Here is a 21,803-nt window from a genome sequence, read left to right as displayed (position 1 = left end):
TTTTAAAAGTTTACATTTAAACCGAATGTGTACATTCTAGGTCTTGGGTAAATTGTATTGTCAATTCCTCCGTTTACCTCAGGGTCAATTCCTTTATAATCTGTGATTAAGATCAGATTTTGTCCTGCTAATGATAATCTTGCATTCGCCTTTGAGCCTAAGAAATTTTTGAAATTATAAGCAATAGTCAGGTTATCCATTCTTATGAATGAAGCATCTCTTATGTAATAATCTGATAAGTAACGTTCTGATCCTGAGTAGCTAAAATTAGTATCCAGTACTTCTGTCGTAGCATTTCCTAAGTCGGTATCTCTAATAAGAATTTGATTGCTCCATCCTAAGTTTGAATCAACATTGTAATAGTTATAATTACCCCAACTTCCTCTCCAAGACATAGCTAAATCCCAGTTTTTGTAGCTTAAATTAGTATAGAAACCATAATATACATCAGCTTGTGGTTTTTTATAGAAATAACGGTCATCAGTAGTTATTTGTCCGTCTCCGTTTCGGTCTATAAATACGCCGTCAATTGGTTGACCATTTGAATCATAAGCTTGCTCATATACATAATAAGCATTTGGAGCATAGTCAACCTGTATTCTTTGTACTTGATTGTCAATACCTCCTGTAATACCTCCGGTTGAGATTCCAAAGTCAGGAGCTCCGTCAATTAAACCGGTTACTTTAGAGTTTTGTAGCGTCATGTTACCTCCTACAGTAAAGTTCCAATCATCTGTACTAACAACTACAGCTTCTAAAGCCATTTCAATACCTTGATTCTTTGTTTTACCAATATTATAATAATCATAGTTAGAAAAACCATAGAATGCAGGGTTAGGAACATATGCAATTAAGTCTTTCGTTCTTTTCTCATATAGGTCTATGCTACCCGTAATTCTGTTTTTTATTAGCCCGAAATCAAGACCTATATTTCTGGTTTCGGTTTGTTCCCATTTTAAATTAGAATTGTAGGCTTGTGGTCTTACTGTTGTATAAAAAGTGTCCCCTATTTGATACTGAGCTTGGTTATCAGAGCTAAGGTAGGTAGGTAATGAAGGGTACAGCTTTCCTATGTCTTGCTGTCCGGTAATACCCCAACCTATACGAAGTTTCAGTGAAGAGATAGAAGAAACATTTTCTAAGAACTTTTCTTTATCGATTTTCCAGGCTAAAGCTGCTGAAGGGAAATTACTCCATCTGTATTCAGGAGCAAATCTTGAAGTTCCGTCTCTGCGGATAGTTGCTGTTAATACATATTTATCATAAAAGTTGAAGATCCCTCTGGCAAAATAAGACTGTAGGTTATAACCGGTTTTTGTAGCCGGTGTTACAGATTCTACTCCGGCAATATTTACAGAATAGCCACCATTGTTGATATAATCAAAATTTTGATAGTTATATCCGGCAGTTAATTCTACCGAACCTTTAATGGCATCAATATCTTTATGATAGTTTAAGTACAAATCCATTAATCTGTTTTTACTATCATTTGTGTAGTCATATTCAGCAGAAGCATTTGTATAATAATAATTGCTGTCATATCCATACCCTCCATAGCTTCTCCCTGTTGTATAGTCATAGCCAAAGTTAGCAACAGCTTTTAAGTCTGGGAAGAAATGTAATTTATATTCTGCTTGAATATTTCCTAAGCTTCTGAAAGCAGTTCCGTAATTATGGGATTGATTAATTAAAGCTACTGGGTTTCTGCTGGCCAATTGTTGGTTCCATTCAAAATAAGAACCATCAGAATTATAGATGTTTTGTGTTGGATCGAAAGCTAATGAAGATCCGATTGCACTCCTTTCACTGTAGTTATTACGCATGGAGGAAGTCTTGTTATTAGCTTCAATTTTTAAATGTTCATTAAAAAAGTTGCCTACTACTGAAGCACTGGTTGTAGCTCTTGTGAAATTGTCTTCTTTTAAGATACCATCCATATCAGTAAAACCGGCTGAAGCTCTGTACGTGATATTGTCACTACCTCCTGATAAAGAGATGTTGTGATCAGTACCAATTGCATCGCGATAGATTTCTTCTTGCCAATTCGTATTGGCTGTACCTAAAAGTGCCTGTTGGTTGGTGTTTCCATAAGTATTAACATAACTTCTTAATTGGTCACCACTTAAAACATCTACTTTTTTTGCTATACTACTGTAAGAAACATTTCCACTGTAATTAATTTTCATTTCCCCGCTTTTCCCTTTTTTGGTGGTAATAATGATTACCCCGTTTGAGGCTCTGGAACCATAGATAGCAGTAGCAGATGCGTCTTTTAAAACGGTAACACTTTCAATATCGTTCTGGTTAATAGAAGCCAAAGGATTTCGTCCTCCTGTGTTGTCTGCTGCAACAGGAACACCATCAATTACAAATAAAGGGTCGTTATTTCCACTCAGAGAAGACCCCTGACGAATTCTGATTGTCGCTCCTTCACCGGGTGCTCCACCACCATTGGTGATCTGTACTCCGGCAACTTTTCCTTGAATCATCTGATCCGCAGCAACTACCGGTCCTTTAACAAAGTTTTTCTCAGTAACTGTGCTTACAGAACCCGTTGCGTCTTCTTTCTTAACAGTACCATAACCTATAACAACTATATCCTGAAGTTGTTGAAGGTCTTCTGTCATGGTAATTGTAACATTGTCTTGACCTGTGTAAGTATAAGTTACTTCTTTAAAGCCAATGTACTTCAAAATTAAAATGTCATTCTTTTTAAGATTGTTTAGGGTAAAGTTTCCGTCAAAATCAGTTGTAGTACCATTTGACGTGCCTTTTACTAAAATGTTTACACCCGGCAGCGGTTGTTGCGAACCACTATCTAAAACAACTCCTTTTAAGGTGTTTTGTGCAAACATACTTATGGGTAAGATAAGTAATAAAAGTAATAACTTTTTTTGCAGTGTTTTCATACAAAAATATTAGGTTAAACGATTGTTTTTATTCGCTTATATTCACTTCTAATGTTAAAATTATGTAAAAAAAACGTTTTCCAAAATGAAATTCGATTAACAACCTTGCGAAAACGTTTTCGTGTTGAAAACTTTAATGAAAAGCTCGATTTTTGCGTGTAAAATTGTGATAGTGAAAAATATAGATTACATTTATTCAAAAATTATTATTTGTTAAAAATACCATGAGACGAAAAGTTACCTTAAAACAAATAGCTAAAGAATTAGATGTTTCAGTATCAACAGTTTCAAAATCGTTAAGAAATAGCCCCGAAATAAGTGAAGATACTCGCCTGAAAGTTCAGGCTTTTGCAAAATTGTATAATTATAAGCCTAATAATATTGCGTTAAGCTTAAAAAATAAAAAAACGAAAACAATTGGGGTCGTGATCCCTGAAATAGTTCACCATTTTTTTGCAACTGTAATTACAGGGATTGAACAGGTTGCTAATGAACAAGGCTACAATGTTATCATCTGTATGTCAAATGAATCTTTTGATAAAGAAGTGATTAACTTAGAGATGTTGGCAAATGGCAGTACTGATGGTTTTATTATGTCTCTTTCTAAAGAAACCCAACAAAAGTCGGATTATCATCATATAATGGAAGTAATGAATCAGGGAATGCCGGTAGTGATGTTCGATAGGGTAACGAATGAAATTTTTACAGACAAAGTGATCATCGATGACTTTTCGGCTGCTTTTGATGCTGTTTCTTTTTTAATTGAAGGTGGTGCTAAAAAAATAGCATTAATTACAACTGTAGATTATGTAAGTGTCGGTAAATTGAGAACGGACGGTTATATTAAAGCCTTGGAGACTCACGGTATTGAAGTGGAAGATAAGTATATTATTAAGATTGAAGATATAGATAGTTGCAATACAAAAATACATTACTTGTTAAATAATGAGGAAGTAGATGCGATTTTTGCAGTGAATGAATTATTTGCCGTGGTAGCTATTAAGATAGCTAAAAGTTTAGATATTAATGTTCCGGAGGACTTAGAAGTTATCGCATTTACGGATGGTATTATTTCTAAGTATTCAACACCAACAATTACAACGGTCAGTCAGAATGGTATTAAGATGGGGAGAAAAGCAGCTCAGATGTTGATTGAAAGGTTGGAAAATGAAGAAGAATATGATTATGAAGAAGAAATTATAGAGCAATACAAAACGGAAGTTATTGAGACTAATTTGATTTTACGTGATTCTACGAAAACGAAATAGTTTTTGTAATTATCAGTTTTTCAATATATTATGTTGTTTTCTGTTTTGTGTAGCCGAAATTTTTCTCTTGAAAATAGTTTAGCAATAGGCTAAAAAAATAAATTTGTGATATCAAAGCTTATATTTCACTTCTACATTTTTAAGTTTTGATAAGCATTTAATGCGCTTATCGTATTGAACCGATAAATTATTTACGATAATGGAAAAGCGTAAGTTAAGTTTCTGGGAAATTTGGAACATGAGTTTCGGTTTCTTAGGAATTCAGATGGGGTTTGCTTTACAAAATGCAAATGCTAGCAGAATACTTCAGATTTTTGGTGCCGATGTCCATGAGTTATCATGGTTTTGGATCATTGCTCCTTTGATGGGGTTAATTGTTCAGCCTGTGATTGGTCACTATAGTGACAATACTTGGTCGAAGTTCGGACGAAGAAAACCTTATTTTTTGACAGGAGCGTTGTTAGCTTCAATAGGACTTGTGTTAATGCCGCAAGCTGAAATTTTTATTGCATTTATGCCAGCCTTATGGGTAGGAGCAGGAATGTTGATGATAATGGATGCTTCATTCAATATTGCCATGGAACCTTTTAGGGCATTAGTTGGCGATAATCTTAGATCGGACCAGCACACCTTAGGGTTTAGTGTACAAACAGCATTGATTGGAATAGGTGCCGTAATAGGTTCTTGGTTGCCTTATGTTTTGCACAATTGGTTTGATGTTAGCAATCAATCGACAGAATCATCAGCAGTGCCTTTAAACTTGATTTACTCTTTTATTATCGGTGCGGTGGTTTTAGTTGGAACGATTTTAATAACAATCCTTACAACTAAGGAGTATTCACCGGAAGAATTGATGCAATTTCAAGATGAAAAAGAACATCAAAATGCACTGGATGAAGATGTGAAAGAAGCTAAACTTTCTGATATTTTTTCTGATTTTGCTAAAATGCCGGAGACAATGCGCCAACTAAGTTGGGTGCAATTCTTTTCTTGGTTCGGGCTATTCGGAATGTGGGTCTTTTCCACACCGGCTATTGCCCAACACATTTATGGATTAGCACCTGAAGATACAAAAAGTGCTGATTTTCAAAATGCAGGAGACTGGGTAGGAATTATATTCGGTGTTTATAATGCAGTTTCAGCAGTTATTGCTTTTGCACTTCCGCTTATAGCTAAAGCAATAGGTAGAAAAAAGACTCATGCAGTATCACTTGCTTTAGGAGGTATAGGGTTGATATCTATGTATTTTATGCCTAATAAAGAATCACTTGTTTTTTCAATGATTTTAGTAGGAATAGCTTGGGCTAGTATCCTGGCTATGCCTTATGCAATTTTAGCAGGATCGATTAAACCTAAAAAAATGGGGGTTTACATGGGGATTTTTAATTTTTTCATTGTTATTCCCCAAATTATTAATGCTTTGATCGGAGGGCCGTTAGTTAAATATGTTTACCACGATCATGCAATTTTTGCTATTGTTATGAGTGGTGTGAGTTTTTTGATAGCAGCAGTTTTAGTGTTGAAAGTTAAAGATATTAAAGGCGTTTAAAATGAAACAGAAAACATTCATATTTGATCTGGACGGAGTTATAGTTGATACTGCTAAATACCATTTTATAGCTTGGCAAAACTTAGCCCAAAGTATTGGAATTCAGTTTACACATGAAGATAACGAGCAACTAAAAGGAGTTAGTAGAGTGCGTTCACTGGAATTGATACTGGAATGGGGAAATGTTCAGGCAAATCAGGAACAGAAAGAACTTTGGCTGGTACAAAAAAATGAAGAGTATTTAGCATTCATTGAAAAAATGAATGAAACAGAAGTACTGAAAGGAGTGGTTAACGTATTGGAATTTTTAAAACAAAATCATCAAAATATTGTATTAGGATCGGCAAGTAAAAATGCTAAACCCATTTTAGAAAAGACCAATTTGCTGCACTATTTTGATGCTATTGTAGACGGAAATGATGTAACCAATGCTAAGCCGGATCCGGAAGTGTTTTTACAAGGAGCTAAAAAAGTTAATGCGGTTGCAACAGATTGCATTGTGTTTGAAGATTCGGTTGCCGGAATTCAAGCCGCTAATGTTGCACAAATGACCAGCATAGGAATTGGAGAAGTAAACGTTTTGAACGAAGCACAATTTTGCTTTCAGAACTTTACACAAATAAGTGAAGATTTTTTAAAAGAACTAATTAAAAAATAATGCTTTTGTTCTAAAAGCATACTAATAATATGAATCAAGATTATATAGTACCGGATAATTGGTCGGTTATAGAAGAAGGATTTGAGCCGGCTCATGTACGTTCCTCAGAAAGTTTATTCAGTTTAGGAAACGGAGCCATGGGACAACGTGCTAATTTTGAAGAAGATTATTCAGGAAGTACTTTTCAAGGAAGTTATATTGCCGGAGTATATTATCCTGATAAAACTAAAGTGGGTTGGTGGAAGAACGGTTATCCCGAATATTTTGCCAAAGTCCTAAACGCACCCAATTGGATTGGAATTCAAATAGAAATTGACGGAGAAAATTTGGATTTGAAAACTTGTAAATCAGTTGCCAACTTCCGTCGCGAATTGAATATGAAAGAAGGTTGGTACAAACGTTCTTTTCAGGCAGTTTTACCAAACGACGTAGAAATTCAGGTTAATGTTTTGCGTTTCTTGTCTTTAGAAGTAAACGAAGTCGGAGCTATTCGTTACCAAATTACGCCATTGAACAAGTCGGTTAATGTAACTTGGAAACCGTATGTAGATTCAGGAATTGAAAATAAAGATACCAACTGGGAAGAAAAATTCTGGAAAGTTGATGCTATAAAGCAATATAAAAATGCAGGGTTTATCCAGTCACATACTTTAAAAACTAATTTTGAAGTAGTTACTTTTATGGATAATCAGGTTTTTCTTGATGGTGAAAATCTAAATTTGCAACCTGCTGCAGTTACTCAGGAAGAGTCAAAAGTACAGTTGAGTTACAGTGTTTCTGTAGGGCAAGACCAAACGGTAGTTTTGCAGAAGTTCGGAGGCTATGTAACCTCAATGAATCACGCAGTTGAAAATTTATTCGAAGCAGCTCAAAATGCTATTGATAGAGCGAATCAATTAGGTTTTGAAACACTTTTATCAAATCAAATTGAAGATTGGGATAGGATTTGGCAAATGAGCGATATCACCATAGAAGGAGATGTGAAAGCCCAGCAGGGAATTCGTTTCAATATTTTTCATTTGAACCAGACCTATTCAGGGAAAGATTCGCGTTTGAATATTGGTCCCAAAGGATTTACCGGTGAAAAATATGGCGGTTCAACTTATTGGGATACAGAAGCCTATTGTATTCCGTTTTACATGGCAACCAAAGATCAGAACGTAGCTAGAAATTTATTAGCCTATCGATACAATCAGTTGGAAAAAGCCATTGAAAATGCCGAAAAATTAGGATTTTCTAATGGAGCGGCTTTGTATCCTATGGTAACGATGAATGGTGAAGAATGTCATAACGAATGGGAAATTACATTCGAAGAAATTCATAGGAACGGAGCCATAGCTTTTGCCATCTTCAATTACACACGCTATACGGAAGATGAGTCGTATATTCCGGAGAAAGGTTTGGAAGTGTTAATCGGAATTGCGCGTTTTTGGCATCAAAGAGCCACATTTTCAACGCATAAAAATAAGTATGTAATTTTGGGTGTAACCGGTCCGAATGAATACGAAAATAACGTGAATAATAACTGGTATACTAATTATATTGCCAAATGGTGTATTGATTATACAGTACAGCAGATTGAAAATGTAGCTCAAAAATTCGGTTCTGATTATACCCGAATTATGAATAAAGCTAAACTGTCACAAGCGGAAATTTCTGAATGGAAAAAAGTTGCCGACAATATGTATTTCCCTTATTCGGAAGAACATGGTGTGTTTTTACAACAAGATGGTTTCTTAGATAAAGAATTGGTGTCTGTAGCTAATTTAGACAAAGCGCAACGACCAATTAATCAAAAATGGTCTTGGGACAGGATTTTGCGTTCGCCTTACATCAAACAAGCGGACACATTGCAAGGGTTCTATTTCTTTGAAGATCATTTTACCAAAGAGGAATTGAAAAAGCACTTTGATTTTTACGAGCCGTTTACAGTACATGAAAGTTCACTTTCGCCTTGTGTACACTCTATTCAGGCAGCGGTTTTGGATAGAATGGAACAAGCCTATACATTTTATCTGAGAACCTCTCGTTTAGATTTAGATGATTACAATAAAGAAGTTCATGAAGGATTGCATATTACGTCTATGGCAGGAACCTGGATGAGTATCGTTGAAGGTTTCGGTGGAATGCGTGTGAAGAATGGAACACTTTCTTTTGATCCTAAGATCCCAGCGGAATGGCAATCGTATTCTTTTAAAGTTAATTTTAGAAATCGTATCTTTAAAGTTCAGGTAAGCCAGTCTGGAACTGAAATTTTTGTGGACGGAGACCAAAATATCGCTATTCAACTGAATGGAGAATCCTTTGAAGCTAAATCCCTATTAAATATATAAAAAATGAAAAAAATAATTGTTCTATTATTCCTTTCTGTGGTTTCATTTGCTGTTAATGCACAAGAGTTAAAGTCGCCAAACGGAAAGCAAGTAATGACTTTTTCGCTTCTGAAAGACGGTACGCCGACGTATCAGCTAAGTTATAACGGAAAAGAAGTAGTAAAACCAAGTAAGCTGGGTTTTGAATTGAAAAATGATAAACAATCCTTGTTAGATGGTTTTGTAATAGAGAAGATAGAAACGAATACATTCAATGAAACGTGGAAACCGGTTTGGGGCGAAGTAAAAGAAATTGTAAATCATTACAATGAATTGGCAGTAACTTTACTTCAAAAAGTAACGAATCGTAAAATGGTTGTTCGCTTTCGTTTGTATAACGAAGGTTTAGGTTTTCGTTACGAATTTCCGGAACAAAAAGATTTAGTGTATTTCGTTATCAAAGAGGAAAGAACACAGTTTGCAATGACGGGAGACCATACCGCTTTTTGGATTCCGGGAGATTATGACACACAAGAATACGATTATACTGAATCAAAATTATCTGAGATACGATCGTTGTTTAAAAATGCAGTGACTTCCAATGCTTCGCAAGAGCAATTTTCAGAAACGGGAGTACAAACGGCGTTGATGATGAAAACCGCTGATGGTTTATACATCAATTTACACGAAGCAGCTTTAATCGATTATTCGTTGATGAGTTTGAACTTAGACGATAAAAAATTTGTATTCCAATCTTGGTTAACACCTGATTCAAAAGGAAACAAAGGAAACCTACAAGCACCTTGTCATTCGCCGTGGAGAACTGTTATTGTGAGTAATGATGCGCGCGAAATTTTAGCGTCAAAATTGACCTTGAACTTAAATGATCCTTGTAAAATTGAAGATACCTCATGGATTAAACCGGTAAAATATGTTGGTGTTTGGTGGGAAATGATTACCGGAAAAAGCTCATGGGCTTATACTGATGATTTACCTTCTGTACAATTAGGGGTGACGGATTACTCTAAAACAAAACCTAATGGGAAACACGGAGCGACAACTAAACACGTAAAAGAATTGATCGATTTTGCAGCTTTACATGGTTTTGATGCAGTTTTAGTAGAAGGTTGGAACGAAGGTTGGGAAGATTGGTTTGGTCACGAAAAAGATTATGTATTCGATTTTGTAACACCATATCCGGATTTTGATGTAAAAGGAATCCATCAATATGCGGCTTCAAAAGGTATAAAAATGATTATGCACCATGAAACCTCAGGTTCGGTTCGCAACTACGAGCGTCACATGGATACGGCGTACCGATTCATGAAAGACAACGGATATGATGCCGTGAAAAGTGGATATGTGGGGAATATTTTACCAATTGGCGAACATCATTATAGTCAATGGATCAACAATCATTATTTATATGCTGTTAAAAAGGCAGCTGATTATAAGATCATGGTAAATGCGCATGAAGCGGTTCGTCCGACAGGTATTTGTAGAACCTATCCGAATTTAATCGGAAACGAATCGGCTCGTGGAACCGAATTCCAAGCGTTTGGAGGTTCAAAACCAAATCACGTGACGATTTTGCCTTTTACACGATTGATTGGTGGACCAATGGATTACACACCGGGAATTTTTGAAATGGATATCGATAAGTTAAATCCGGATAATCATTCGCATGTAAATTCAACATTGGCAAACCAATTGGCTTTATATGTAACGATGTACAGCCCGTTGCAAATGGCAGCCGATTTACCGGAAAACTACAATCGTTTCTTAGATGCTTTCCAATTTATCAAAGATGTAGCAGTAGATTGGGATGATTCTAAATATTTAGAAGCTGAGCCGGGAAAATATATTACCGTGGCTCGTAAAGCAAAAGGAACTCAAAATTGGTTCATAGGAAATGTTAATGGTATAACCAAGAGAACTTCAAGAATCAAATTAGATTTCTTAGAAAAAGGTAAAAAGTACAAAGCAACTATTTACGCAGATGCTAAAGACGCACATTATAAAACCAATCCGCAGGCTTATATTATTTCTGAAAAAACAGTAAGTAACAAATCAGAGTTAACGTTAACTTCTGCCCCGGGTGGCGGATATGCGATCAGTATCATTGAAGTGAAATAATTAGAATTCCTCCTTATTGTCATTCCGACCTAAGGAGGAATCTCATAAAGAAGATTATTTATTGACTTATGAAAAAACTACTATACTTAATATTAGTGTTGTTCACTATTTCCATTTCAGCTCAGATCGAAAAAATGGAGCCACCGTTTTGGTACGAAGGAATGAATTACAATCAGGTTCAAATTCTTTTCTACGGGAAAAATATAGCGCAAAACCAAGTATCGGTTTCTGATAATGTGGTGATTACAAATGTAGTTAAAACAGAAAATCCGAACTATGTATTCGTAACTATCGATACTAAAGATGTTTCAAGTCGCATCTTACATTTTACATTCAGGAACGGAAGAAAATCGTTTGTTAAGGATTTCGAAATTAAAAAGAGAAGACCTAATTCTGCTTTGCGCAAAAGTTTTGATTCGTCTGATGTGATTTATTTGTTAATGCCGGATAGATTTGCAAATGGAAATCCGGATAACGATTCTGTAAAAAAGTTACAGGAAAAAGGAAACAGAAGGTTGCCGGGTGGAAGACATGGTGGCGATATTCAGGGAATTATCGATCATCTGGATTATGTGCAAGAATTAGGAGCAACAGCAATTTGGTCAACACCGCTTTGCGAAGACAACGATAAGGGCTATTCATATCATACTTACGGGCAATCGGATGTGTATCAGATTGATGCGCGTTACGGGACCAATGAAGATTACAAACGTTTAGCGGCTGAAATGCACAAGCGCGACATGAAATTAATCATGGATTATGTAACGAATCACTGGGGGGCGGAACACTGGATGTTTAAAGATATGCCAACATACGATTGGTTTCATCAGTTTCCGGGTTATGCCCAAAGTAATTATCGCATGACTACGCAATTTGATTCCAATGCTTCTCAGCGTGATGCTAAATATTGCATGGATGGATGGTTTGTGCCAAGTATGCCTGATTTGAACCAATCCAATCCTTTAGTGCTGAATTATTTGATTCAAAATGCTATTTGGTGGATAGAATATGCTGATTTAGACGGATTCCGTGTCGATACATATTCATACAATGATAAGGAAGGAATTGCTAAATGGACAAAAGCTATCACTGATGAATATCCGTATTTTAATATCGTGGGAGAAGTGTGGATGCACGACCAGGCACAAATGTCGTATTGGCAAAAAGACAGTCCCATTGCTAAGATCCAAAGCTATAATTCGTATTTGCCAAGTGTAATGGATTTTACATTGCACGATGCTTTTGGGAACGTTTTTAATGAAAATAACGCAGGTTGGAATGATGGAATGATTAAATTCTACGATAATTTTACCAATGACTTTTTATATGCCAATCCGAATAATTTATTGATCTTTTTGGAAAACCACGATACAGGTCGTTTCAATCAAAATTACCAAAAGGATTTTAAAAAGTATCAGTTAGGAATGACAGTATTAGCAACTATGCGTGGGATTCCGCAATTATACTATGGAACCGAAATAGCAATGGCTGGCGATAAAGGAAAAGGCGATGCTGATATTCGTCAGGATTTTCCGGGCGGCTGGGAAAGCGATTCCAATAATGCATTTACCAATTCGGGAAGAACGGCAGAGCAGAAGCAATTTTTTGATTTTACCAAAAAAGTGTTGAACTGGCGTAAAACATCAAAGGCTATTCACAACGGGAAGTTAATGCATTACATTCCGGAAAATAATGTGTATGTGTATTTCCGTTATACGGATGATGAAACCGTAATGGTGATCTTGAATAACAATTTAGAAAATCAAACGCTGTCATTGTCTCGATTTGAAGAGCGATTAAAGGATTTTACTTCGGCGGATGAAGTGATCTCAGGAAGTAAGATTTCGCTGGAAAAAGAACTTTCTATTTCAGGGAAAACAGCCATGATTTTAGAATTAAAATAAATGATACCTTGTCATTTCGAGCGTTAGCGAGAAACGTAAGTTCAGCGTAGCTAAATCTCATAAAGTATATTTTACAATAATCAAAGCACATGAAGAAAATAATTCTATCCGTTTTTGCAATTCTGATTTTAATGAGTTGTAAAAAAGAAAAATCAGCAGAAATCCAACCTGAAGAACCGAAATTAGAAGCTATAAACGAAACAACAGCAGATAATGCGGTGATTTATGAAGCTAATATTCGTCAATATTCACCGGAAGGAACGTTTAACGAGTTTACCAAAGATATTCCGAAAGTAAAAGAATTAGGCGTAAAAATTCTATGGCTGATGCCAATCCATGAGATCGGAGTAAAGAACCGCAAGGCAAAAGGTGAGTTGTCAGTTGAAGATATTACGGATACTGTTGAACGAAAAAAATATTTAGGGAGTTACTATTCTATTAAGGACTACAGAAGTATCAATAAAGAGTTTGGTTCGGCTGGCGATTTGCATCAATTGGTAGAAACAGCACATCAAAATGGAATATATGTTATCTTGGATTGGGTGGCCAATCATACCGCTTGGGATCATCCTTGGGTAACGGAGCACAACGATTTTTATACACATGATGAAAAAGGAAATATGATTGCCCCTTTTGATTGGACTGATGTTGCCGAATTAAACTATGATAATCCGGAATTGCGGAAAGCTATGATTGCAGATATGAAATATTGGATTACCAATTTTGATATCGATGGTTTTCGATGTGATGTAGCAGGAGAAGTACCAACTGATTTCTGGAATGAAGCTACAGCTCAACTTCGCAAAGAAAAACCAGTTTTTATGTTGGCCGAAGCCGAAAAACCGGAATTAATGAAACAGGCTTTCAATATGCAATACGGTTGGGATGTGCACCATATTTTTAATGATATTGCACAAGGTAAAAAGACAGTTAAAGATTTTGATGCTTACATGACAAAGATCGACACATTGTTAGATAAAGACGATATTTACATGAATTTTACGTCGAATCACGATGAGAATTCCTGGAATGGAACTGAATTTGAACGAATGGGTGATGCGGTTGAAGCTTTTGCTGCTTTGAGCTATGTTATGCCGGGCATGCCTTTAATCTATAACGGACAGGAATACGATTTAAAGAAACGTTTGAAATTTTTCGAAAAAGATACCATTCCTCATGTTGAAGGAAAAATGATGAAGGTTTATGAAAAGCTGGGGAAATTGAAAGCAGAAAATCCGGCTTTAAGCGGAGGAGAACATAAAGCCTCTTATAAAAGAATACCAACGTCAAACGATAATTCGATTCTGGTTTTTGAAAGAGAAAAAGAAGGAAAGAAAGTGGTTTTTATAGCGAATTTGTCAGCAGAAGAGCAAAATGTTACTTTTGAATTGGATCAGAAATATAAAGATTACAACGCAGGAAAACCTTTTGAATTCAAAAAAGAAGAAGGGTTGAAATTAGAACCTTGGCAATATTACATCTTAGTAAATTAAAGGTTAATTGTAATGAATAATAAAGGCGACCTGAGAAAGGTTGCCTTTATGTTTTTGTAAGCATATTGAAAATTAAAGATTTAAGATTTGGTTTATAAAAAATAATTTCTACCTTTGCATCCCCTAAAATAGGGTAGTTAAAACAAGTATTAATTTATTAGTAATTATGCCAACAATTCAACAATTAGTAAGAACTGGAAGAGCCAAAATAACTAAGAAGAGTAAATCGGCTGCTTTAGATTCTTGTCCTCAAAGAAGAGGGGTTTGTACGCGTGTTTACACTACAACGCCAAAAAAACCAAACTCGGCAATGCGTAAAGTTGCCCGTGTTCGTTTAACAAATGGTAATGAGGTAAATGCATACATCCCGGGAGAAGGACACAATCTACAAGAGCACTCGATAGTATTAGTTAGAGGTGGAAGGGTAAAAGATTTACCAGGAGTTAGATACCACATCGTACGTGGTGCTTTGGATACAGCCGGAGTTAACGGTCGTTTACAAAGAAGATCTAAATATGGTGCTAAACGCCCTAAAGACAAAAAGTAATTTTAAAAACTTTTAAAGAAAAGACATGAGAAAAAGACAGGCCAAAAAAAGACCTCTTTTACCGGATCCGAAGTTTAACGATCAATTGGTGACTCGTTTTGTAAATAACTTAATGTGGGATGGTAAGAAATCAGTTGCTTTTAAAGTATTTTATGATGCATTAGACATCGTTGAGTCTAAAAAGCAAGACGCAGAGAAAACGTCATTAGAGATTTGGAAAGACGCTTTAACAAATGTTATGCCTCACGTAGAAGTTCGTTCTCGTCGTGTAGGTGGTGCTTCATTCCAAATTCCGATGCAAATTCGTCCGGATAGAAAAATTTCTATGGCGATGAAATGGTTAATTCTTTATGCAAGAAAAAGAAATGAGAAATCTATGGCTGGTAAATTAGCTTCTGAAATTTTAGCTGCTGCTAAAGAAGAAGGTGCTGCAGTTAAGAAAAGAATGGACACTCACAAAATGGCTGAGGCAAACAAAGCATTCTCTCACTTTAGATTTTAATTCATAAAGAAATAACAATACAATGGCAAGAGATTTAAAATATACAAGAAATATCGGTATTGCGGCTCACATTGATGCTGGTAAAACAACAACGACTGAGCGTATTTTATTCTATACCGGTAAATCGCATAAGATTGGTGAAGTTCACGAAGGTGCTGCAACCATGGACTGGATGGAGCAAGAAGCGGAAAGAGGTATTACAATTACTTCTGCTGCTACAACTTGTGAGTGGAACTTCCCGACTGAGCAAGGTAAACCTGTTGCAGATACTCACGGATACCACTTTAATATTATCGATACTCCGGGTCACGTTGACTTTACAGTAGAGGTAAACCGTTCATTACGTGTATTAGACGGATTGGTGTTCTTGTTTTCTGCTGTTGACGGTGTTGAGCCTCAGTCAGAAACTAACTGGAGATTAGCTGATAACTATAAAGTTCCTCGTATGGGGTTTGTTAACAAGATGGACCGTCAAGGGTCTAATTTCTTAGCAGTTTGTCAGCAAGTAAAAGATATGTTGAAATCTAACGCTGTGCCTTTAGTTTTACCTATTGGTGATGAGGCTGATTTCAAAGGAGTGGTTGATTTGATCAAGAATCAGGCTATTGTATGGCATGATGAAACTCAAGGAGCTACTTTTGATATTATTCCGGTACCGGAAGATATGGTTGCTGATGTGAAAAAATACAGACAGCAATTGATTGAGGAAGTTGCAGCGTATGATGAAAACTTGTTAGAAAAATTCATGGAAGATGAAGATTCTATCACAGAAGAAGAGATCAATAATGCGTTAAGAAGAGCTACTATTGATATGGCTATTATTCCAATGTTGTGTGGATCTTCATTCAAGAATAAAGGAGTTCAGTTCATGTTGGATGCGGTTTGTAAATTCTTACCTTCTCCGTTAGATAAAGAAGCTATCGAAGGAACGGATCCTGATACTGAAGAGCCTATTTCAAGAAAACCGTCTGTATCTGAGCCTTTCTCAGCTTTGGCGTTTAAGATCGCTACTGACCCTTATGTAGGTCGTTTGGCTTTCTTCCGTGCTTATTCAGGAAGATTAGATGCAGGATCTTATGTTTTTAATTCTCGTTCAGGGAATAAAGAGCGTATCTCTCGTATCTATCAAATGCACGCTAACAAACAAAACCCGATCGAATATATCGAGGCTGGAGATATTGGAGCAGCTGTAGGATTTAAAGATATTAAGACCGGTGATACTTTATGTGATGAGAAACACCCTATCGTATTAGAATCTATGGTGTTCCCTGATCCGGTAATTGGTATCGCAGTTGAGCCTAAAACAAAAGCTGACGTTGATAAAATGGGTATGGCTTTAGCGAAATTAGCTGAAGAGGATCCTACTTTTACTGTACGTACAGACCATGCTTCAGGTCAAACTATTATTTCAGGTATGGGTGAGCTTCACTTAGATATTATTGTTGACCGTTTAAGACGTGAGTTTAAAGTTGAGGTTAATCAAGGTGAGCCACAAGTTGAGTACAAAGAAGCTTTCACTAGACAAGCAGAGCATAGAGAGGTTTATAAAAAACAATCTGGTGGTCGTGGTAAATTTGGTGATATTGTATTCAAAATCGGACCAGCTGACGAAGTTGATGGAAAAGTTCCTATGGGATTACAATTCATTAATGAAGTTAAAGGTGGTAACGTACCGAAAGAGTATATTCCTGCTGTAGAAAAAGGTTTCAAAGAAGCTATGAAAGAAGGTCCTTTAGCGGGATACGAAGTTGATAGCTTAAAAGTAACTTTATTAGACGGTTCATTTCACCCTGTTGACTCGGATGCACTTTCGTTCGAATTGGCTGCTAAATTAGGTTATAAAGAGTCTGCAAAAGCTGCGGGTGCTGTTATCCTTGAGCCGATCATGAAGTTAGAGGTGTTAACTCCGGAAGAAAACATGGGGGATATTGTAGGTGACTTAAATAGAAGAAGAGGTCAGGTAAATAACATGGATGATAGGGCAGGTTCAAAAGTAATTAAAGCTTCTGTTCCGTTGTCAGAAATGTTTGGTTATGTAACTACTTTGAGAACATTGTCTTCAGGTAGAGCTACATCAACAATGGAGTTCTCTCACTACGCTGAAACACCTTCTAATATTTCAGAAGAAGTTATTAAGAAAGCTAAAGGTAACGCTTAATTTTTAAGAAAATGAGTCAAAAAATCAGAATAAAATTAAAATCATACGATCATAGTTTAGTAGACAAGTCTGCTGAAAAAATCGTAAAAACTGTAAAAAGTACAGGTGCGGTAGTAACGGGTCCTATTCCGTTGCCTACTAATAAAAAGATTTTTACTGTATTGCGTTCACCGCACGTAAACAAAAAATCAAGAGAGCAGTTCGAATTAAGTTCTTATAAGAGATTGTTGGATATCTATTCATCATCATCTAAGACTATCGATGCTTTAATGAAATTGGAATTGCCAAGTGGTGTTGAAGTAGAAATCAAAGTTTGATAATTGCTTAAACTTACATAAAGAAACCGTCTGGGCTCTGCTCAGCGGTTTTTTTTATATTTTAATTCAAGGCTTGTTAGTAGGTTTTTTCGTTCTGAAAAACACTTAACTAATTAAATTTGCGTGAATTAAAATAAAATTATATATTTGCACCCTCAAAAAGGAGGAGTGTGCCTTTTTGTGAGTAATTTTTAAAGAATTATAAATTAATAAATTGTTAAATATGTCTGGGTTAATCGGAAGAAAAATTGGCATGACTAGCATTTTTGATGAAAATGGGAAAAATATCCCATGTACAGTAATCGAAGCTGGTCCATGCGTAGTTACCCAAGTCAGAACCAACGAGGTTGACGGGTATGAAGCTCTTCAACTTGGTTTCGATGACAAGACTGAGAAACATGCTGTAAAAGCTGAGGTAGGTCACTTCAAAAAAGCAGGTACTGCTGCTAAGAAGAAAGTTGTTGAATTCAAGTATTTTGAAGAAAAACACAATCTAGGAGATGTGTTGACTGTTGATTTATTCAACGAAGGAGAATTTGTAGATGTACAAGGTGTGTCTAAAGGTAAAGGTTTCCAAGGTGTTGTTAAACGTCATGGGTTCGGTGGTGTTGGTCAGTCAACTCACGGTCAGCATAACCGTTTAAGAGCGCCGGGTTCTGTGGGTGCATCGTCTTACCCTTCAAGAGTGTTCAAAGGAATGCGTATGGCGGGTAGAACAGGAGGAGAAAATGTAACAGTTCAAAACCTTAGAGTTTTAAAAGTTGTAGCTGAGAAAAATCTTTTAGTAATAAAAGGTTGTGTTCCTGGTCACAAAAACTCTTACGTAATCATTCAGAAGTAATGGAAGTAAAAGTATTAGATATCAACGGAAAAGATACAGGACGTAAAGTACAGCTTTCTGATTCTGTATTCGCAATTGAGCCTAATAATCATGCTGTTTACCTTGATGTTAAGCAATATTTAGCAAATCAAAGACAAGGTACTCATAAGTCTAAAGAGAGAGGTGAGATTGCTGGAAGTACTCGTAAAATTAAAAAACAAAAGGGTACAGGTACTGCGCGTGCAGGTAGTGTTAAATCTCCTGTATTTGTAGGTGGTGGTAGAATCTTTGGACCAAAACCAAGAAACTATTCATTCAAATTGAATAAAAACTTGAAAAAATTAGCTCGTAAATCAGCTTTGTCTTTAAAAGCTCAGGAGTCTAATTTGGTAGTAGTAGAAGATTTTGTATTTGAAGCGCCAAACACTAAAAATTTCATTAACGTATTGAAAGCTTTAGGGTTAGATAACAAAAAATCATTATTCGTGTTGGGTGATGCAAATAAAAATGTATATTTGTCGTCACGTAATTTACAATCAACTTCTGTTGTAACTACTTCAGAATTAAATACTTATGCTGTTTTAAATGCTAAGAGTTTAGTTCTTACTGAAGGTTCGGTTAGCGGAATTGAAGCTAATTTAAGTAAATAATTAAGGTTATGAGTATCATTATTAAACCAATTATAACTGAAAAAATAACCAAAGAAGGTGAAGTTTTTAACCGTTTTGGTTTTGTGGTTGATAAGGCTGCTAACAAAATTCAGATCAAAAATGCAGTTGAAGCTGCCTATGGTGTGAATGTGGTTGCTGTTAATACTATGAACTATAGAGCTGATAGAAGTGTTAAATATACCAAAAATGGTTTGATCAGTGGAAAAACAAATGCTTATAAAAAAGCGGTTGTTCAAGTTCAGGAAGGTGAAACAATAGATTTTTATAATAATATCTAATAGAAAATGTCAGTTAGAAAATTAAAACCTATTACCCCGGGTCAGCGTTTTAGAGTTGTAAATAGCTTTGACACTATTACAACTGATAAGCCGGAAAAGTCATTGTTGGCTCCGAAAAAAAACTCTGGAGGTAGAAATAGTCAAGGAAAAATGACCATGCGTTATACGGGTGGTGGTCATAAACAAAAGTATCGTTTGGTAGATTTTAAAAGAACAAAAGCCGGAATTCCTGCTACTGTTAAAACTATCGAATACGATCCGAACCGTTCAGCTTTTATTTCTTTAATCGCTTATGCAGATGGTGCTAAAACATATATCATTGCGCAAAACGGTTTAGAAGTTGGACAAACTGTAGTGTCTGGTGAAGATGCGGCTCCGGAAATCGGAAATGCAATGCCTTTAAGTAAAATTCCTCTAGGTACAGTTATTTCATGTATCGAGTTAAGACCAGGTCAAGGTGCTGTTATTGCACGTTCTGCAGGGACTTTTGCTCAATTGATGGCGAGAGATGGTAAATATGCAACAATTAAAATGCCTTCTGGTGAAACAAGATTGATCTTGTTGACTTGTATGGCTACAATTGGAGCTGTTTCTAACTCAGATCATCAATTAGTAGTATCAGGTAAAGCTGGTAGATCTAGATGGTTAGGTAGAAGACCTAGAACTAGACCGGTAGCGATGAACCCAGTTGATCACCCAATGGGTGGTGGTGAAGGACGTTCTTCAGGAGGTCACCCACGTTCAAGAAAAGGTTTACCTGCTAAAGGTTATAGAACTCGTTCTAAGGTTAACCCGAGTAATAAGTATATTGTAGAACGTAGAAAGAAATAATTAGATAGACATGGCACGTTCATTAAAAAAAGGACCTTACGTACACTATAAATTAGAGAAGAAAGTTTTAGAAAACGTTGAGAAAGGTAATAAAGCAGTGATCAAAACTTGGTCAAGAGCTTCTATGATTACGCCTGACTTCGTTGGACAAACTATCGCAGTGCATAACGGTCGTCAATTTGTTCCGGTTTATGTAACTGAGAACATGGTAGGTCATAAATTAGGAGAATTTTCGCCAACAAGATCATTCCGTGGTCATGCTGGTGCAAAAAATAAAGGTAAAAAATAATAAGAAGCTATGGGAGTTCGTAAAAAAGAAAGAGCAGAGCAGATTAAAGAAGCTAAAGCGCAAGTTGCTTTTGCTAAATTAAATAACTGCCCTACTTCGCCAAGAAAAATGCGTTTAGTAGCTGATTTGGTAAGAGGTAAGAAAGTAGAATTGGCTCTTAATATATTGAGATTTAGTCAAAAAGAAGCTTCTAGAAAATTAGAAAAACTATTGTTATCAGCTATTGCTAACTGGCAGGCTAAAAATGCTGAAGCAAGTTTAGAAGAAGCAGGCTTATTTGTTAAAGAGATCCGCGTAGATGGTGGTATGATGTTGAAAAGACTTCGTCCGGCTCCGCAAGGTCGCGCGCACAGAATCAGAAAACGTTCTAACCACGTAACAATCGTGTTAGGAGAAAATAATAACACACAAAGTAATTAATAAACAGTATGGGACAAAAGACAAATCCAATCGGAAATAGACTTGGTATCATCAGAGGATGGGACTCAAACTGGTACGGTGGAAATGATTACGGTGATAAAATCGCTGAAGATTACAAAATCCGTAAATACATCCATGCTCGTTTATCTAAAGCTAGTGTTTCTAAGATAATTATCGAGAGAACTTTAAAGCTTGTAACCGTTACTATCACTACGGCTCGTCCAGGTATCATTATTGGTAAAGGAGGTCAAGAGGTAGACAAGTTAAAAGAAGAACTTAAGAAAATTACTGACAAAGAAGTTCAAATTAACATCTTTGAAATCAAAAGACCCGAGTTAGATGCTTATTTAGTGGCTAACAGTATTGCTCGTCAAATTGAAAGCAGAATTTCTTACAGAAGAGCTATTAAAATGGCTATTGCGGCTGCAATGAGAATGAATGCTGAAGGGATCAAAGTTATGATTTCCGGTCGTTTGAATGGTGCTGAAATGGCACGTTCAGAGCATTTCAAAGAAGGAAGAATTCCATTGTCAACTTTCAGAGCTGATATTGACTATGCTTTAGCTGAAGCTCATACTACTTACGGTAGAATGGGAATTAAAGTATGGATCATGAAAGGTGAGGTTTACGGAAAAAGAGATCTTTCTCCGTTAGTAGGTATGGATAAAAAACAATCCAAATCTTCTGGAGGAAAAGGTAAACCAAACACACGCAAAAGAAAGTAATTATTTTAAATTAAAG

19 protein-coding genes are annotated in these 21,803 nt (G+C 36.1%); 18 read left to right on the top strand and 1 reads right to left on the bottom strand.

What is annotated here, in order from left to right:
* Positions 1–2: 2 nt before the first annotated feature.
* A complete protein-coding gene (locus tag NHF50_RS04400) occupies positions 3–2,909 on the bottom strand; it encodes a TonB-dependent receptor (protein ID WP_252775174.1) in 2,907 nt (968 codons plus the stop codon).
* Between the two features lie 224 nt (positions 2,910–3,133).
* On the opposite strand from NHF50_RS04400, the gene NHF50_RS04395 reads away from it, so the two are divergent.
* The 18 genes from NHF50_RS04395 (at position 3,134) to rpsC (ending at position 21,787) form a co-directional block, all read left to right on the top strand.
* A complete protein-coding gene (locus tag NHF50_RS04395; protein WP_109568522.1) occupies positions 3,134–4,177 on the top strand; it encodes a LacI family DNA-binding transcriptional regulator in 1,044 nt (347 codons plus the stop codon).
* Positions 4,178–4,376: 199 nt separating this feature from the next.
* Positions 4,377–5,726 (top strand): MFS transporter, encoded by a 1,350-nt coding sequence (locus tag NHF50_RS04390; RefSeq protein ID WP_109568521.1) that lies wholly within the window; start codon positions 4,377–4,379, stop codon positions 5,724–5,726.
* A 1-nt stretch (position 5,727) separates the two neighbouring features.
* Positions 5,728–6,384 (top strand): beta-phosphoglucomutase, encoded by a 657-nt coding sequence (gene pgmB / locus NHF50_RS04385; protein ID WP_109568520.1) that lies wholly within the window; start codon positions 5,728–5,730, stop codon positions 6,382–6,384.
* A gap of 29 nt (positions 6,385–6,413) precedes the next feature.
* Positions 6,414–8,717 carry a glycoside hydrolase family 65 protein gene (locus NHF50_RS04380; RefSeq protein ID WP_252775173.1) on the top strand — a complete coding sequence of 768 codons (2,304 nt, stop codon included), beginning with the start codon at positions 6,414–6,416 and terminating at the stop codon, positions 8,715–8,717.
* Between the two features lie 3 nt (positions 8,718–8,720).
* Positions 8,721–10,832: a glycoside hydrolase family 97 protein gene (locus NHF50_RS04375; RefSeq protein WP_252775172.1), complete on the top strand. Its 2,112-nt coding sequence runs from the start codon at positions 8,721–8,723 to the stop codon at positions 10,830–10,832.
* Between the two features lie 68 nt (positions 10,833–10,900).
* Positions 10,901–12,736, top strand: coding sequence for a glycoside hydrolase family 13 protein (locus tag NHF50_RS04370; protein ID WP_252775171.1), 1,836 nt, complete (start codon positions 10,901–10,903; stop codon positions 12,734–12,736).
* An 89-nt stretch (positions 12,737–12,825) separates the two neighbouring features.
* Positions 12,826–14,229: an alpha-amylase family glycosyl hydrolase gene (locus tag NHF50_RS04365; protein WP_252775170.1), complete on the top strand. Its 1,404-nt coding sequence runs from the start codon at positions 12,826–12,828 to the stop codon at positions 14,227–14,229.
* Positions 14,230–14,395: 166 nt separating this feature from the next.
* Entirely contained in the window at positions 14,396–14,776 is a 381-nt protein-coding gene (gene rpsL, locus NHF50_RS04360; RefSeq protein WP_072781281.1) for a 30S ribosomal protein S12, read from the top strand.
* A gap of 25 nt (positions 14,777–14,801) precedes the next feature.
* Complete coding sequence (gene rpsG, locus NHF50_RS04355) at positions 14,802–15,278, top strand: 30S ribosomal protein S7 (protein WP_109568515.1); 477 nt, start codon at positions 14,802–14,804, stop codon at positions 15,276–15,278.
* A 22-nt stretch (positions 15,279–15,300) separates the two neighbouring features.
* Complete coding sequence (gene fusA, locus NHF50_RS04350; protein ID WP_252775169.1) at positions 15,301–17,436, top strand: elongation factor G; 2,136 nt, start codon at positions 15,301–15,303, stop codon at positions 17,434–17,436.
* An 11-nt stretch (positions 17,437–17,447) separates the two neighbouring features.
* A complete protein-coding gene (rpsJ, locus tag NHF50_RS04345) occupies positions 17,448–17,753 on the top strand; it encodes a 30S ribosomal protein S10 (protein ID WP_109568513.1) in 306 nt (101 codons plus the stop codon).
* A 223-nt stretch (positions 17,754–17,976) separates the two neighbouring features.
* A complete protein-coding gene (gene rplC, locus NHF50_RS04340; protein WP_109568512.1) occupies positions 17,977–18,594 on the top strand; it encodes a 50S ribosomal protein L3 in 618 nt (205 codons plus the stop codon).
* Positions 18,594–19,223 carry a 50S ribosomal protein L4 gene (gene rplD / locus NHF50_RS04335; RefSeq protein WP_109568511.1) on the top strand — a complete coding sequence of 210 codons (630 nt, stop codon included), beginning with the start codon at positions 18,594–18,596 and terminating at the stop codon, positions 19,221–19,223. Before rplC ends, rplD begins: the two co-directional genes overlap by 1 nt.
* Before the next feature lie 8 nt (positions 19,224–19,231).
* Entirely contained in the window at positions 19,232–19,522 is a 291-nt protein-coding gene (rplW, locus tag NHF50_RS04330; protein WP_109568510.1) for a 50S ribosomal protein L23, read from the top strand.
* A 6-nt stretch (positions 19,523–19,528) separates the two neighbouring features.
* Positions 19,529–20,353 (top strand): 50S ribosomal protein L2, encoded by an 825-nt coding sequence (gene rplB, locus NHF50_RS04325; protein ID WP_252775168.1) that lies wholly within the window; start codon positions 19,529–19,531, stop codon positions 20,351–20,353.
* 10 nt (positions 20,354–20,363) lie between these two features.
* On the top strand, positions 20,364–20,642 hold the full coding sequence (gene rpsS, locus NHF50_RS04320; protein WP_109568508.1) for a 30S ribosomal protein S19: 279 nt from the start codon (positions 20,364–20,366) through the stop codon (positions 20,640–20,642).
* A gap of 9 nt (positions 20,643–20,651) precedes the next feature.
* On the top strand, positions 20,652–21,062 hold the full coding sequence (gene rplV / locus NHF50_RS04315) for a 50S ribosomal protein L22 (RefSeq protein ID WP_109568507.1): 411 nt from the start codon (positions 20,652–20,654) through the stop codon (positions 21,060–21,062).
* Between the two features lie 8 nt (positions 21,063–21,070).
* Positions 21,071–21,787 carry a 30S ribosomal protein S3 gene (gene rpsC, locus NHF50_RS04310; RefSeq protein ID WP_109568506.1) on the top strand — a complete coding sequence of 239 codons (717 nt, stop codon included), beginning with the start codon at positions 21,071–21,073 and terminating at the stop codon, positions 21,785–21,787.
* Positions 21,788–21,803 lie beyond the last annotated feature (16 nt).

It is taken from the genome of Flavobacterium sp. NRK F10, assembly GCF_024054235.1.
GTDB classification, from domain to species: Bacteria; Bacteroidota; Bacteroidia; order Flavobacteriales; family Flavobacteriaceae; genus Flavobacterium; species Flavobacterium sediminis.
The sequence above is the reverse complement of the archived record's forward strand: the minus strand, read 5'-3'. Positions and strand labels throughout refer to the sequence as shown.